Here is a 15167-nt window from a genome sequence, read left to right as displayed (position 1 = left end):
AATGAAGCTATTAACCTACACTTTTCTCATACTTAGCCTTTCTATCTCTTTTAATTGTTTTGCTCAAGAAGTAAGAATTACACCGTTATCTGATACTCTTAGTCCAATAAAAACCCTATCAACTGCAAATAGGCCGTTGAAAGTAGCATTAAAAATACAAACTCTAACACATTATCTTCCATTATCGCATTGGACAAAAAAAAACAGTTTAGGATTCGACATCTCTGAAGTTGCTTTTGTCAACTGGAGTGCAGGAGGAACTAGTTCGATTTCAGGATTGTTTAAAGGGAAATTCCATAGAGTTTATGCGAGGAGTAATTACAACTGGTCAAACGAACTAATTGTTAAATATGGTTTAAACAAACAAGACGGAATTGATATACGAAAAACAGAGGACGCCTTACAATTAAACTCCACATTTGGCTATAGAAAAGACACTCTTTCTAATTGGTATCACTCAGCAAAATTTAATTTCAACACGCAATTCACGAATGGTTATGCCTATCCAAATACAGAAAAAGCAATCTCAAAACCTTTTGCGCCAGCCTATATTTTTATGGGAGTAGGTGCTGAGAATATTGATAAAGATAAGAAAAGAACATTTTATATTTCCCCATTTACATTTAAAACTACTTTGGTTTTAGACCAAAGATTAGCGAATCAAGGTGCTTTTGGTGTTGCAAAAGCAACCTATGACTTGGATGGAAATCTACTCACCGAAGGGGAACAATCAAAAATGGAACTTGGATTTTTAATAACTAATAAATACAAAAAAGAAATCTTCAAAAATATTAATCTAGAAAATCGCCTAAGCTTATATTCTGACTATGTAAATCGTTTTGGAAACATCGATATAGATTGTGATTTTCTAGTAGAACTTGTAGTAAATCAATATGTAAAAGCAAACATTGGAGCACATGTTATCTATGACGACGATATCAAATCAAAAAGAGAGATCGCAGGAATACAAGTAACCGAGGGCCCAAAAACACAAGTTCGACAAGCTATTGGTGTAGGAATTGAATATGTTTTTTAAGAATTAATTCTTCTTTCTACCATTAATAGTTTCAAATAATTCAAGTGCATTCCCATCGGTCAAAAGCGACACATAATGACAAATATGGAGCAGTCTTCCATATAGATTCTCTTTTTCCAAATGATGCTTTTCTGGCAACATTTTCATAATTAAGGAATCGTAATTAGACGCATTTCCGTTGAATTTATTATTAAAAGCTGTTATGAATTTATCCAACAACGTTTGTATAATTTGATACCCAACAATTTCTTTCTCAATAACTTCACGGCTTTGGTAAATGTTTTTAACACTGATTTTGATAATGTCATCCATCTGTGCTTTGTACTTACTTTTATCCATTATAGCATACGGGAATTTCCCAGCCAAAATTAATGCTTCATTTTCGATAAAAACCTTTACCGCATCATTGATTAAACTCCCAATTGCTAAAGCACGCAAATAACTGATGCGATCTTCTTTGGTTTCTAAGGTCTTATATTTCGAAGTGTCAATGCTGTCTTTTACCAATTTTATCAAATATTCCAACGCAAAATCCTCCGAAACCAATCCTAAATTGATTCCGTCTTCAAAATCAATAATGGTGTAACAAATATCATCCGCAGCTTCGACTAAGTATGCCAAAGGATGTCTTTCGAAACCTATATTATCTCCGGATTTATTTGGAATCAAACCCATATCAAGAGCCACTTCTTGAAAAAAAGCTTTTTCAGTTTGAAAGAAACCGTATTTTTTGTCAGCAATGTCCTTTGTTGGTTTTTTCGGCAAACTTTCTTTTGGATATTTCATAAAAGCACCAAGAGTCGCATACGAAATTCGAAGTCCGCCTTCAATTCCGGGACGACTAGCTGTCAATACCGAAAAACCATTTGCATTTCCTTCAAAATCAATTAAATCCTGCCATTCTTTTGCCGTAAGCTGGTCTTTGTATTGCTGTCCTTTTCCAATGGAAAAATATTCGCCAATCGCTTTTTCACCGGAATGTCCAAAAGGCGGATTCCCAATATCATGCGCCAAAGATGCTGCAGCTACGATAGCTCCAAAATCATTCATGTGATAGCCGTGAACTTCTTTCAGATGCGGGTATTTTTCGATGATTTTTTTACCAACCAATCGTCCTAAAGAACGTCCAACAACCGAAACTTCTAAACTGTGTGTCAGTCGAGTATGCACAAAATCAGTTTTTGATAACGGAATAACTTGGGTTTTATCCTGCAAACTTCTAAAAGCGGCTGAGAAAATGATACGGTCGTAATCGACTTCAAAACCCAAGCGGGTATCATCTTGTTCTACACGCAATCTTTTGCCTTTGTCGCCTTGTCGTTTTAGTGATAAAAGTTGTTCCCAGTTCATCATATTATTGTTGGTATTTAGAAGGAGCGAATATAAAGAAAAGGATGTGTTTAAAAACAAAAAAGCAGCCTAAAATGACTGCAATTTTTATCTTTTCTACTTCTTTATTCTTCAGAAAATAATTTCTTTTTTGCAACAAACTCATGCTTTTTAACCACATACGTAACGGATAATGTATCATGCCATCCTCGCTCAGCAGTTAAAAAAGAAAAAGGCTCCAAAGGAATTAATCTCGATACAGTTCGGATAATAATGCTTTTCATGTTGGGCTTTGAACCATTATGCTTGACAACTATTGTTTTCGTAAAATATTTTCCAAAAGTTCTGGAGAAATACAGTTCTGATAATCCGTAGTAAAAAAATAAGATTACAAGTCCAAAGAAAAAATTTTCAATCAAAGTCAATGATTTCAACCAATTCGATGCAGCATAACTTCGCGTCAAATCTCCAATAATATCGATGGTTGTTCCAATTGTAATTTGTATTATATAAACAATCCCTAAATCAATACTAAAATTCAGAAAACGTTGACTTTTGGAAGCTAATAAATCTTCTGTGACGGCAAATTCTTTACTTTCCATTTTTAATATTTTTAGTTATTACAAAAGGACACAAACCATATTAAACAACTCAAATATAGTGAATTACAACCTAATTTCAACTATTAACTCTCGATGTTCTAGCCCTTACTGCTTAACTAAGCATTTATTTTAATTAGAGTTCAGTGAAATTCGTTTGAAGTACCGAGAGCGGGGAATAGCTACCAAAAAAAAACAGCTATCAATTGACAGCTGCTTTTCAAATTTAAATGCTTTTCTTAATTCGAATTTTAAAACAACTTCCGTCAGTTTTACAAATTCTTCTTCCATTTCTGGTCGTGATACATTTTCTAAAAATGTAGTAAAAATCATTGTTTGATGGATTTTCCATTTTATTTGTTTTGTTAACAACTCTTTAATCTCTTATGACATAAGAGTTGTAGATTAATAATATCAACATTGATATTATCTTAAAAAATAATTTTGGAAAGAAGATTCGAATTATATACTTTTGAGGTATATAAAAAGTAGGCGAGGTAACCTTTTCCTTCTTAAACAACTTAAAATTTTAGGGGTCGGATCCAAAATTATTTAAGTTCTCCAAAATAGGGATGTCATAGATGTCCCTTTTTTTATGCGCATTACTTTTTTCTTTACCTCAGCAAAATAAATTAAAGGTTAATATGTTCTTATAAAAGGCTTCAATTAAGAAGCCTTTATTATTTTCCTGAGTCATTAAGACCCACACATTTCGCATTCGTCTGGACCAGCATTTTTAGCCAGTTCAATCATTGCTCTGTATTCTTCAGCAGTCATTTCAACAGGTTCATTTAAAACGGCAATTGACTCTAATCGCTCCAAAACGGGTTGCTCTTTAATTTCAATTGGTTCTGCTTTTTTATCATTATTCAATGTAAATTTAATCGCATCCACCGCAGCTTTTGTTCTCAAATAATACATTCCTGTTTTCAATCCGGATTGCCAAGCGTAGAAATGCATCGATGTCAATTTAGAATAATTGGCATTTTGCATGAATAAATTCAATGATTGTGATTGATCGACAAAATACCCACGCTGACGTGACATATCAATAATATCTTTCATAGACATTTCCCATACAGTTTTGTACAATTCTTTCAAGTCCTGCGGAATATCAAGTGCTTGAACAGAACCGTTATTTCGCATCAATTCTTGTTTCAATGTTTCGTTCCACAAACCGCGTTCTACTAAATCGTGTAACAAGTGTTTGTTTACCACAATAAACTCACCCGAAAGTACTCTTCTGGTGTAAATATTAGAAGTATATGGTTCGAATGCTTCATTGTTACCCAATATTTGAGAAGTCGAAGCGGTTGGCATCGGCGCTACTAATAAGGAGTTTCTCACCCCGTGTTCCATCACTTCTTTTCGCAAAGAAGCCCAATCCCAACGACCTGATAATTCCTCATCTTTCAATCCCCACAAATTGTACTGAAATTCTCCTTGTGACATTGGCGAACCTTCAAAAGTAGAATACGGCCCTTCTTCTTTGGCCATTTCCATCGATGCGGTTACTGCTGCAAAGTACAGGGTCTCAAAAATTTCCTGATTCAGTTTCTTCGCTTCGTCACTCGTAAATGGCATACGAAGCATAATGAAAGCATCCGCTAGTCCTTGTACTCCAAGACCAACTGGTCTGTGACGCATATTGGAGTTTTCGGCCTCTTTTACTGGATAATAATTTCTATCAATTACTTTATTCAAGTTTCTAGTTACACGTTTGGTAACGCTGAATAACAAGTCATGATTGAATTTTTTGTTTTCCACAAACATTGGCAACGAAAGTGAAGCCAAGTTACAAACTGCAATTTCATCTGTAGATGTGTATTCCATAATCTCCGTACACAAATTCGAAGAACGAATCGTACCTAGATTTTTTTGGTTTGATTTTCTATTGGCTGCATCTTTGTACAACATGTAAGGCGTTCCAGTTTCGATTTGCGATTCTAGAATTTTCTCCCACAATTCATGTGCTTTGATAGTTTTTCTACCTTTTCCAGCTTTTTCGTAATCCGTGTACATTTTTTCGAAATCGTCTCCATAAACGTCATACAATCCAGGACATTCATTAGGACACATTAAGGTCCAATAACTGTCTTCTTGTACTCTTTTCATAAACAAATCCGAAGTCCACATCGCAAAAAACAAATCTCTTGCACGCATTTCTTCTTTTCCGGTATTCTTTTTCAAGTCAAGGAATTCAAAGATATCCGCATGCCAAGTTTCGATATAAATGGCAAAACTTCCTTTACGTTTTCCTCCTCCTTGATCTACATAACGTGCTGTATCATTGAAAACACGCAACATAGGAACAATTCCGTTAGACGTTCCGTTAGTACCACGAATATAAGAACCAGTTGCTCTTACATTGTGAATAGAAAGTCCTATTCCACCTGCTGATTGTGAGATTTTAGCCGTTTGTTTCAACGTGTCATAAATCCCATCAATACTATCGTCTTGCATGGCCAAAAGGAAACAAGAAGACATTTGAGGTTTTGGAGTTCCAGCATTAAACAATGTTGGTGTTGCATGCGTAAAGAATTTTTTCGACATTAAGTCGTAGGTTTCTATTACCGATTTCAAATCGTCTAAGTGAATCCCAACAGACACACGCATCAACATATGTTGCGGACGTTCCACGATTTTACCATTTATTTTTAGCAAATACGATCTTTCTAAGGTTTTAAAACCAAAATAATCGTAATTGAAATCTCTATTGTATATAATGTGGGAATCTAAAAACTCCGCATTATCCATAATTACTTTATGCACTTCATCAGAAACTAACGGTGCATATTGACCGTTTCTTGGATTCACATAATTGAACATATCATTCATCGTTTCTGAGAATGATTTTTTTGTGTTTGAATGTAAATTAGAGATTGCAATACGGGCTGCTAATTGGGCATAATCAGGATGTGCAATAGTCATTGACGCGGCAGTTTCGGCAGCAAGATTATCTAGTTCAGATGTCGAAACACCATCATAAAGTCCTTCAATTACGCGCATTGCCACTTTCACAGCATCAACCAAATCATTCAAACCATAGCATAGTTTTTTAATTCTATCCGTGATTTTGTCGAACATTACCGGCTCTTTGTGCCCATCTCTTTTAACTACATACATACGCTTAATTGTTTTAAAAAACAGAAAATCCCTTTCCCGTTTTTGAGTATTTGTTTCATTTTTTTGGGAAGCTAATCCCGCTGTCATTCCAATCTTTCTAGTCCTGAACTTGTTTCAGGATCCTGAAACAAGTTCAGGACTAGAAAGGATATTCCCTTCCATCGGGGCTAAAAACACCCGATGATGCGATAACTACTTTCTAAAAATCAGCGTCAAAACTAATTTTCTGAGCATCCTCATCCGTATTCATAACACCTGCTTTTTGATATTCGGCCACTTTCTTTTCAAAGAAGTTTGTTTTCCCTTGAAGCGAAATCATATCCATAAAATCAAAAGGATTTGAAGTATTGTATTCTCTATCGCAACCTAATTCAACTAATAAACGGTCCGCAACAAATTCTAAATATTGCGTCATTAACGCTGCATTCATTCCTATTAAACTCACCGGAAGCGATTCAGTGATAAACTCTCTTTCAATATTTAAGGCATCAACGATAATGCTTCTAATTCTTTCTTTAGGAACTTTATTTACTAAATGGTGGTTGTGCAAGTGTACTGCAAAATCACAGTGCACTCCTTCGTCGCGAGAAATCAATTCGTTAGAAAACGTTAATCCTGGCATTAATCCACGTTTTTTCAACCAGTAAATAGAACAAAATGCTCCCGAAAAGAAGATTCCTTCCACAGCTGCAAAAGCAATCAAACGCTCCGCAAACGAATCAGACTCAATCCATTTCAAAGCCCAATCCGCTTTTTTCTTAATCGCAGGAAAAACTTCTAAAGCATTAAATAATTCATCTTTCTCTGCTTCATCTTTCACATAGGTATCAATCAATAATGAATACGTTTCACTGTGAATATTTTCCATCATGATTTGGAAACCATAGAAGAATTTTGCTTCAGCATATTGCACTTCGTTCACAAAATTCTCTGCTAAATTCTCATTTACAATTCCGTCCGAGGCAGCAAAAAAAGCAAGAATATGCTTGATGAAATACCTTTCATCCTCATTCAACTTATTATTCCAGTCGTTTAAATCTTGCGACAAATCAATTTCTTCAGCAGTCCAAAAACTAGCTTCCATTGATTTATAAAACTCCCAAATATCATTGTGTTTGATTGGGAAAATCACGAAACGATTTTTATTTTCTTGTAAAATTGGTTCAAGTTGTGCCATTATAGTAGTTTGTTTTTTTGAGATTTTAACGAAATTTTATGCTTTCTGTAGATTACAAAGATTGTGAAATATTGCCGGAATTAAAAGCCAAACTTATTCACAATCTCGCCTAGTTTTTAACAAAGGTAAAATTTTGAAACGTTTTTTATAACAATATTAATTTGCTGAAAATCAGAATTTTAAAACCATAAAAAAATCACGAAGTGCCGTAAAATATAGGATTTTAAAAACCGTAACCAAGAAAATTTGAATTTATTTTAGAATTATTTTTTGAGCTCTTGTGCAACTATTTCTAGCTCTGCATACCAGTCCTCACCAAACTTTCTAACTAACGCTTCTTTGACAAATTTATACACGGGAACTTCCAACTCCTGACCGAGAGAACAGGCCGGATCGCAAATGTCCCATTTGTCATAATTAACAGCAGCAAACTCCGTGAAGTCTTTCACACGAATGGGATACAAATGACAGGAAACAGGTTTTTTCCAGTCAATCATCCCTTGATTATATGCCTGTTCGATTCCACACAAAGCAGTCTTACCATCAAACATTACGTAAGCACAATCTTTATTATCAATTAATGGCGTTTCAAGATCACCATCGGTTCCTTTTGTCCAAGTACCTTGCGCTTCAATAGCCGCAATGCCTTGTTTGCGCAAAAAGGGTTTTACTTTAGGATAAATTTCTTCTAAAATCTTAGTTTCCTCAAAGCTCAATGGAGCTCCCGCATCGCCATCAACACAACAAGCCCCTTTACAAGCTGATAAATTGCAAACAAAATCTTTTTCGAGTATGTCTTCTGAGACGATGGTTTTTCCTAATTGAAACATTATTTTGGGGTACTGAGATTATGAAATGCAAAGGTAGTTAAAGTAAATTGTAATTTTTTAGATAAAAACCAACTTTAACTTTTTGAAAAATCAACGAAACAACTGACTCTTAGAGCAATCTAACAAACTAACCTTAAACAACATAGAATTAAAACAAACAAAAAATCAATTGAAAACCAGTAGATAAAAAAATGAATCAGAATTGTTGTAATAAAATTTAATTTTAATCAAAAATCTATCGAAAAGTTTAACTTTGCAAACAAAAAACTATGTTTGAAATCGATTTTAGAGAAATAATTACGGTTGGAATGGTGCTTTTTGCCGTAATTGATATCGTGGGAACCATTCCTATTATTGTTGATTTAAGATCAAAACATGGACATATAGAATCCGAAAAAGCTTCAATAGTAGCTGGTGTAATCATGATTGTCTTCCTTTTTGTGGGAGAGGAATTATTGAATTTAATAGGTATTGATGTAAACTCATTTGCCGTTGCCGGTTCATTTGTATTATTCTTTCTGGCATTAGAAATGATTTTAGGGATTCGGATTTATCGCGATGAGGAAGCGAGTTCCGCATCTATTGTCCCTTTGGCGTTCCCTTTGATAGCTGGAGCCGGAACAATGACCACTTTACTCTCGTTACGCTCCCAATTTTCTACTATAAATATTGTTATCGCAATAATTTTGAATATTATTCTAGTGTATATCGTTTTAAAATCATCCTCTAAAATCGAAAAGATACTAGGAGAAAATGGGCTTGGCGTCATTCGAAAGACTTTTGGCGTTGTACTTCTTGCGATTGCTGTTAAATTATTCGCTGCGAATGTTAAAGGTTTGTTCGTCTAAAATAAATTTTCATAAATTTACCCCCTAAGATAATTTTAAAAGACAATCTGATTTTTAAACTGAAATATGTTTCTACTGTAAAAATCTGTTTCTTTAATATCAAAAAACAAAAACGTATTATGAAAATTTTCACTAACATCTTGGTGTTTTTAGCAATCGCGCTAATCATATTTAATGTTACTTTGTTGGATTTTAGAAATCCATTTCAAGGAGATAGCGTAGTTGCTTTTATCGGAATCGCCGCTTCTTTTTGTGCCGTATTGATTCTTCTAATTTTTAAAATGGCAAAAAAGATTGAAGAGAAATCAAATGACCAACTGTAATAATGTTTGATGTTCTTATAATAGGTGGTGGGGTGTCTGGCATTTCCTGCGCACTCGTTTTGGGTTCTGCAAAAAACAAATCTTTCGTCAGAGACAAACGAATTGGTATTATCACCCATCAAAAAACATCATCCCTACAAGAAGCATTGTTTAATAATGCCTACGGAATCGCTCCAGGCAAATTAGGTTCTGAATTATTAGCAGAAAGCACGGAACATCTTTCAAAAGCGTATCCTCATATTATTCAACTTCCCGAGGAAAAAGTACTGAAAATTGAAGGACAATTTCCTGAATTTATAGTCATCACAAACAAGAATTCTTACCAAACAAAAACAATTGTCATAGGCATAGGTTCTGCAAATACTTTTGCAATAGATGGATTGATGCATTATGTAAAACCGCATCAAAAATCACTTCCCGAAAAACAACGCATTCAACTTAAGAATTCCGATCATAAAGTGACTGAAGGAATTTACGTCATAGGAACTTTAGCAGGCTGGAGAAGCCAACTCGCCATTGCTGCAGGAAGTGGCGCGGCAGTCGCAACAGACCTTCTTACTTTATGGAATAACGGCGTGCAAACCCATTCACACGACAGTATCAGATAAATAGATTTTCATTAAGAAGAATCTCTAGAAAAATAGTAGTAGGTTTACATTTTCAATACACTTTTTATGTTATCACTATTATTGGGCTTGACAAGGCTCATCATTTTTATAGTATTCGTTTCCTTTTTCTCGATTCTTTTCTATTTGACGAGTTTCTTTTGTAAGGAAGAAATCAATTCCAAAAGAGCACTTCAACTGCGCGATTTTTTAATTCGGGTATCCAATTATATTTTAGGCATCAGAACCATCATTTACGGTGAGAAACCTACCACGCAAGGATTAATAGTAGCCAACCATCGTTCCTATTTTGACCCAATTGTCATTGTAAATCAAATACATGCTTTTCCTGTAGGCAAGAAAGAAGTTGCGTCATGGCCTATGATTGGTTATATCTGTAAAATATCCGGTGTTTTATTTGTAGATAGAAAGTGCCAAAAGAGCAGACAAGAAACTGCCGAAAATATTAGAGAAGTTCTAGCCAAAGGATATTCAATCATTAACTTTCCAGAAGGTACGACAGATGTTTTGCCTACAACTGTGGCTTTTAATTACGGCTCCTTTGTCATGGCAACGAAGATTAAAGCAGCGGTCATTCCTATTGCTATTGATTATAAAGAGAAAACAGATGCTTTTGTGGGAGACGACACTTTCATCCCTCATTTTTTAAAATGTTTTGGAAAATGGACTACTGACATTAAAATGACTTTTTTTCCTCCGATATATTCTGAAGACGCGGCTTATTTACTACATACATCTCAAACCATAATTGATGAAGAACTCATTCGTTACAGAAAAGATTGGGATAATGAAACTTAATTGTAAATAAAACGAGTATTTTTATTTCTTTTTGGAAACGGCATTAATCATAGCATCTTCTTTCAAAATAATTTGATAATAATAACTTTCTCCAAACAACTGTCGGGCAAATTCTGCTGTCAAATATCTTTTTACTAGCAACTTACTTTTTCCAAAATTCAAATCCAATCCGTTGGTAAAAATAAATTTTTGAAACAAATTAAAATACAAATCCGTTTGATTCATTTTAGTTTTGAATTCTTCGAAATTAAGTCCTTTAAAAGCACTTCTGTTTTTATCTAATTGCTCAAAAACAAAATTACCCACGATTCCGGATTGCAATAAATAAGCGGTACTTTCATTACCATGTTCCACTTCAAGCGGTACAAAAACATCAGGAACGATTCCGCCACCGCCGTAAACAATTTTACCTTTTTTAGTTTTGAATTTTAAAGTATCCAAAACTTTAATACTGTCTTTTTCATACAACTCACCATTTCCAAAACGAGCTTCTGATTCTTTAAAATACGCTTCATTCCCCTTAGAATATGGCTTTTGAATAGAACGACCCGTTGGGGTATAATATCTGGCAATAGTCAACCGAACAGCTGAACCATCGGCAAAATCCATTTCTCGCTGTACCAATCCTTTTCCAAAAGAACGACGGCCCACAATAGTTCCACGATCATTATCTTGAATAGCTCCCGCTAGAATTTCACTAGCCGAAGCACTATTTTCATTGATTAAAACAAATACGTTTCCGTTTTCAAAACTACCTTTCTTGGTAGCAAATGTCTTGTCTATTTTGCCATTTTTATTTTTGGTAAAAACAATTAGTTGCTTATCCATCAATAATTCATCGGCAATTGCGATTGCTTCTTCCATGTAACCGCCACCATTATCACGAACATCAATTACGAGTGATTGCGCCCCTCGTTGTTTGAGTTTGGTTAAACCCGCCATGAATTCTCTATACGTAGTTTCGGCAAATCTATTTATTTTTATATAGCCTACTTTATTCGTTAAAAGCAAAGCAACATCAATGCTTTTTAGTGGAATAACATCTCTTTTTATTTTTACTTTTAGCCTTTTCCCCTCTGATTTTCTATAGATTGTAAGCTCAATATCAGAACCCACAGTTCCTTTTAATTTAGAAAACAAACTGTCAGTTGGCAATTTTCTTCCAAATAATTTTGTTTTATCGGCATACAAAATTCGATCTCCAGCTTTGATTCCTGCTTTTGCCGAAGGGCCATTTTCTACAGGTTTTATAACTGCAACTGAATCGTTGTACATGTAAAAATTCACACCTATTCCCACAAAATTTCCTTTCATACTTTCTACCACTTCAAGCTGATCGCTTGGCGGAATATATACAGAATGCGGATCAAGTTGTGCTAAAATACTGTCTACAGTAAGGTTTACTATCGAATCTGTGTTGACATCATCAACGTATTCATTGTCAATAAAATCAATCAGTTTATTGAGCTTGCTCCTGGAATTATTTCTGTCTGAAAGATCAGCTACCTTAGGAAAATTTAACATTCCGCCCAATACAACACCCAGAGCGAGTGTAGTAAAAATAATAATGGGCAAATATTTTACATTATATTTCATACGAAGACAACTATTTATTCTTCTAAAACTGGGATATGTTCTACCTCTACTCCTGCTTTCATTAGGAACTGAATTCCTGAATCATCACGGTATCCATTATGATACACCACTCGTTTTATTCCAGATTGATGAATCAATTTGCTACACTCTTTACAAGGAGAAAGCGTAATATACAAAGTGGCTCCTTCGCAGGATTGCGTAGATCGTGCCACTTTCAGAATCGCATTTGCCTCAGCGTGTAAAACATCCCAACGTGTCAATCCTTCTTCATCTTCGCAACAGTTTTCAAAACCTGTTGGAGTTCCATTGTATCCATCAGAGATGATCATTCTATCACGCACAATAATCGCACCAACTTGTTTGCGTTTACAGTAGGACAAAAGACTCCATTCTTTAGCAATTCTAAGATACGCTTTATCGTATTTATTCAATTTCTTTTCGTTCATTTTTATCTAATCCAGATTTCACTTTCAATAATCAATGGGATTACTACTCCTATTATAAACGCCGACATTACTAAGGTCCAATCTCGTTTTGAAAATCTAAAAACGGTTTGTACAATATACGACAAAATCAAAACTACAAAAACCACTACAATCTGAGCCGCTTCTATTCCTAATGCAAATTCTGACAATGGTATTATTTTAGAAACAGCATCGCCTCCAAGAATTGATTTAAAATAATTTGAAAAACCCAATCCATGAATTATTCCAAAGAAAAGCGTGATGAAAAACACCAAATTTATACTTTCTTTCTTGCTTGATTTTCCGGCTGTAAAAAGATTAAACAAGGCTGTTATTAATATCGTTATAGGAATTAATAATTCGACAACATTCACTTTTATGGCAATAATTCCAAAAACAGAAAGTAACAAAGCCATAGTGTGTCCAATGGTAAAAAGCGTCACCAAAAGTACAATTCGCTTCCAATCCTTAAAGGAGAAAGGAATTGCTAATGCTATTAAAAACAAAACATGGTCATACGCATGAATATCTAAAACGTGTTTTAATCCTATTTGAAAGTAAATCCAAAATTCTGACATAGGTAATTTATTAGGTTGATATAGGGGCTGTAAACTTACGATTAATTTTGAAAATGATTCATTTGATTATTTAAATAAATGCAATTCAAAAGAGATCAAATCCAAATAAAAAATATAAAAAATTAAAATCATTAATTTAAAAATAGATTTATCTTTGTAAGATAAAAAACCAATAATTATGTCATTTTCAGATTTATTTGATAGCGAATTCAAACAAAGAAATAAAGGTCATTTTTCAGCTATTGTTCGTGTAGCACTTGCTGACGATAAGTTTGCTCCAGAGGAGAAACTATTTTTAGACAAACTGGCTGTTCGATTAGAGATTTCTCCAGCAGAATATGAAGAAATTTTAGAAAACCCATTAAAATATCCTATTAATGCTCCTTATTTACATGAACAAAGATTAGAGCGTTTATTTGATTTAGCAAGAATGGTTCATGTTGATCATCAGTTAGGTGACACACAAGAATTATTACTACGAAAAATTGGAGTAGCACTAGGCTTTAACACTGAAAATGTAGATTACATTATACATAAAGCACTAAAATTAGTAGATAGAAAAGTAGATTTAGATACTTTCGTTTTCGAAATGCAAAACATGAATAAGTAATTGCAAAAGTATAAGAAAAGCTTCCGCCTCGGCGGAAGCTTTTTTATTAAAGCACTATTCTAGTATTTACTTAATTTTGCTTTATGCATAAATTCTTCCGCTTTTTCAACCATGTTATAGCTTCCGCAAAAGAACGGCACCCTTTCATGTAATTCTGTCGGTACAATCTCCATGATTCTATTAAATCCATCTGAAGCTTTACCTCCAGCTTGCTCAGCAATAAAAGCTAACGGATTGCATTCATATAATAATCGTAATTTTCCTTTTGGTGCTTTGGAACTCGTAGGATATAAATAAATCCCGCCTTTAATCATATTTCTATGAATATCCGAAACCAAGCTTCCTATATATCTTGAAGTATACGGTCTGTCTCCTTCTTCTAACTGGCAATATTTTATATAATCTTTTACTCCTTGCGGAAAATGAACATAATTCCCTTCATTAATAGAATAAATATGACCATCAGTTGGGAATTGCATTTTTGGATGCGATAAATAAAATGTTCCAATAGCTGGATTCAATGTAAATCCGTTAACTCCATGTCCCGTGGTATAAACTAGCATTGTCGAGGTTCCGTAAATCACATATCCCGCGGCAACCTGATTAATTCCTGGCTGTAAAAAATCTTCAATAGTAACTGGAGTTCCTATAGGAGTAACTCTTCTATACACTGAAAATATAGTTCCAACAGAAACATTCACATCAATATTTGAGGAACCATCAAGCGGATCCATCAAGACCACATATTTATTATTATGACTATTGTCACTTCCTTCTACAGTGATAAAATCATCATTTTCTTCAGAGGCGATTCCACATACAATTTCACGATTGATTAACGTTTGAATAAAAACCTCATTCGCATAAACGTCTAGTTTTTGCTGGTCTTCACCTTGTATGTTTTGTTCTCCTGCAGCCCCAACAATATCAACTAATCCAGCTTTGTTAACTTTATAATTGACTACTTTGGCGGCCAATCGGATGGAGTTGATGATTCGAGATAATTCGCCTGACGAATATTGAAAGGCATTTTGATTTTCAATGATAAATTCTCCTAGTGTTTTGTTGCGTTCTTCCATTACGAAATCGATGTAGTTATTTTGAAGTCACAAATATCGTTTTTTTTGTGAAAACAATTTGAATACTATTTATTTAGTTTGACAGTATTGTATATTTGCTGAATAAAACACAAAATAAATACCTAAAAATGCGTTTTTATTGCGTTTT

Annotated in this window: 15 protein-coding genes; 6 read left to right on the top strand and 9 right to left on the bottom strand. The window is 34.2% G+C overall.

From position 1 onward, the window contains the following. Position 1 precedes the first annotated feature (1 nt). The gene (locus V5J73_RS01475) at positions 2-1036 is read left to right on the top strand and encodes a DUF3078 domain-containing protein (RefSeq protein WP_338647119.1); all 1035 of its coding nucleotides are present in this window, start codon (positions 2-4) and stop codon (positions 1034-1036) included. A 3-nt stretch (positions 1037-1039) separates the two neighbouring features. Here the strand turns inward: V5J73_RS01475 and V5J73_RS01470 are convergent, their stop codons facing one another. The 5 genes from V5J73_RS01470 to V5J73_RS01450 form a co-directional block, all read right to left on the bottom strand. Continuing rightward, positions 1040-2386, bottom strand: a complete 1347-nt coding sequence (locus tag V5J73_RS01470) for a deoxyguanosinetriphosphate triphosphohydrolase (RefSeq protein ID WP_338648639.1) — start codon at positions 2384-2386, stop codon at positions 1040-1042. A gap of 104 nt (positions 2387-2490) precedes the next feature. Continuing rightward, a complete protein-coding gene (locus tag V5J73_RS01465) occupies positions 2491-2967 on the bottom strand; it encodes an RDD family protein (RefSeq protein ID WP_338647118.1) in 477 nt (158 codons plus the stop codon). Between the two features lie 693 nt (positions 2968-3660). Then, positions 3661-6090 (bottom strand): ribonucleoside-diphosphate reductase subunit alpha, encoded by a 2430-nt coding sequence (locus tag V5J73_RS01460; protein ID WP_338647117.1) that lies wholly within the window; start codon positions 6088-6090, stop codon positions 3661-3663. 199 nt (positions 6091-6289) lie between these two features. Beyond that, complete coding sequence (locus V5J73_RS01455) at positions 6290-7267, bottom strand: ribonucleotide-diphosphate reductase subunit beta (protein ID WP_338647116.1); 978 nt, start codon at positions 7265-7267, stop codon at positions 6290-6292. Between the two features lie 263 nt (positions 7268-7530). Then, positions 7531-8097, bottom strand: coding sequence for a DUF3109 family protein (locus V5J73_RS01450; RefSeq protein WP_338647114.1), 567 nt, complete (start codon positions 8095-8097; stop codon positions 7531-7533). Positions 8098-8366: 269 nt separating this feature from the next. On the opposite strand from V5J73_RS01450, the gene V5J73_RS01445 reads away from it, so the two are divergent. The 4 genes from V5J73_RS01445 to V5J73_RS01430 all read left to right on the top strand — a co-directional run bounded on the left by V5J73_RS01445 (position 8367) and on the right by V5J73_RS01430 (position 10692). Beyond that, complete coding sequence (locus tag V5J73_RS01445; protein WP_338647111.1) at positions 8367-8945, top strand: MarC family protein; 579 nt, start codon at positions 8367-8369, stop codon at positions 8943-8945. A 119-nt stretch (positions 8946-9064) separates the two neighbouring features. After that, positions 9065-9268, top strand: coding sequence for a hypothetical protein (locus V5J73_RS01440; RefSeq protein ID WP_099714232.1), 204 nt, complete (start codon positions 9065-9067; stop codon positions 9266-9268). A gap of 2 nt (positions 9269-9270) precedes the next feature. Continuing rightward, a complete protein-coding gene (locus V5J73_RS01435; protein ID WP_338647109.1) occupies positions 9271-9876 on the top strand; it encodes an FAD-dependent oxidoreductase in 606 nt (201 codons plus the stop codon). A gap of 66 nt (positions 9877-9942) precedes the next feature. After that, positions 9943-10692: a lysophospholipid acyltransferase family protein gene (locus V5J73_RS01430; protein WP_338647107.1), complete on the top strand. Its 750-nt coding sequence runs from the start codon at positions 9943-9945 to the stop codon at positions 10690-10692. A gap of 21 nt (positions 10693-10713) precedes the next feature. On the opposite strand, the gene V5J73_RS01425 is transcribed toward V5J73_RS01430, so the two are convergent. Genes V5J73_RS01425 through V5J73_RS01415 form a run of 3 tightly spaced genes read right to left on the bottom strand, consistent with a single transcriptional unit; the run spans position 10714 to position 13330 of the window. Beyond that, positions 10714-12288 (bottom strand): S41 family peptidase, encoded by a 1575-nt coding sequence (locus V5J73_RS01425; protein WP_338647105.1) that lies wholly within the window; start codon positions 12286-12288, stop codon positions 10714-10716. A 14-nt stretch (positions 12289-12302) separates the two neighbouring features. Then, the gene (locus V5J73_RS01420) at positions 12303-12734 is read right to left on the bottom strand and encodes a deoxycytidylate deaminase (protein WP_338647103.1); all 432 of its coding nucleotides are present in this window, start codon (positions 12732-12734) and stop codon (positions 12303-12305) included. A 2-nt stretch (positions 12735-12736) separates the two neighbouring features. After that, a complete protein-coding gene (locus V5J73_RS01415; RefSeq protein ID WP_338647101.1) occupies positions 12737-13330 on the bottom strand; it encodes a HupE/UreJ family protein in 594 nt (197 codons plus the stop codon). A gap of 178 nt (positions 13331-13508) precedes the next feature. Here V5J73_RS01415 and V5J73_RS01410 point away from each other — a divergent pair, with 178 nt between their 5' ends. After that, complete coding sequence (locus V5J73_RS01410; RefSeq protein WP_338647099.1) at positions 13509-13940, top strand: tellurite resistance TerB family protein; 432 nt, start codon at positions 13509-13511, stop codon at positions 13938-13940. Between the two features lie 59 nt (positions 13941-13999). Here V5J73_RS01410 and fbp read toward each other — a convergent pair whose 3' ends face one another. After that, a complete protein-coding gene (gene fbp / locus V5J73_RS01405; protein WP_338647098.1) occupies positions 14000-15019 on the bottom strand; it encodes a class 1 fructose-bisphosphatase in 1020 nt (339 codons plus the stop codon). Between the last annotated feature and the right edge of the window lie 148 nt (positions 15020-15167).

Source organism: Flavobacterium sp. KS-LB2, assembly GCF_036895565.1.
GTDB lineage: Bacteria > Bacteroidota > Bacteroidia > Flavobacteriales > Flavobacteriaceae > Flavobacterium.
This window is presented reverse-complemented; position numbering and strand designations above follow the sequence as displayed.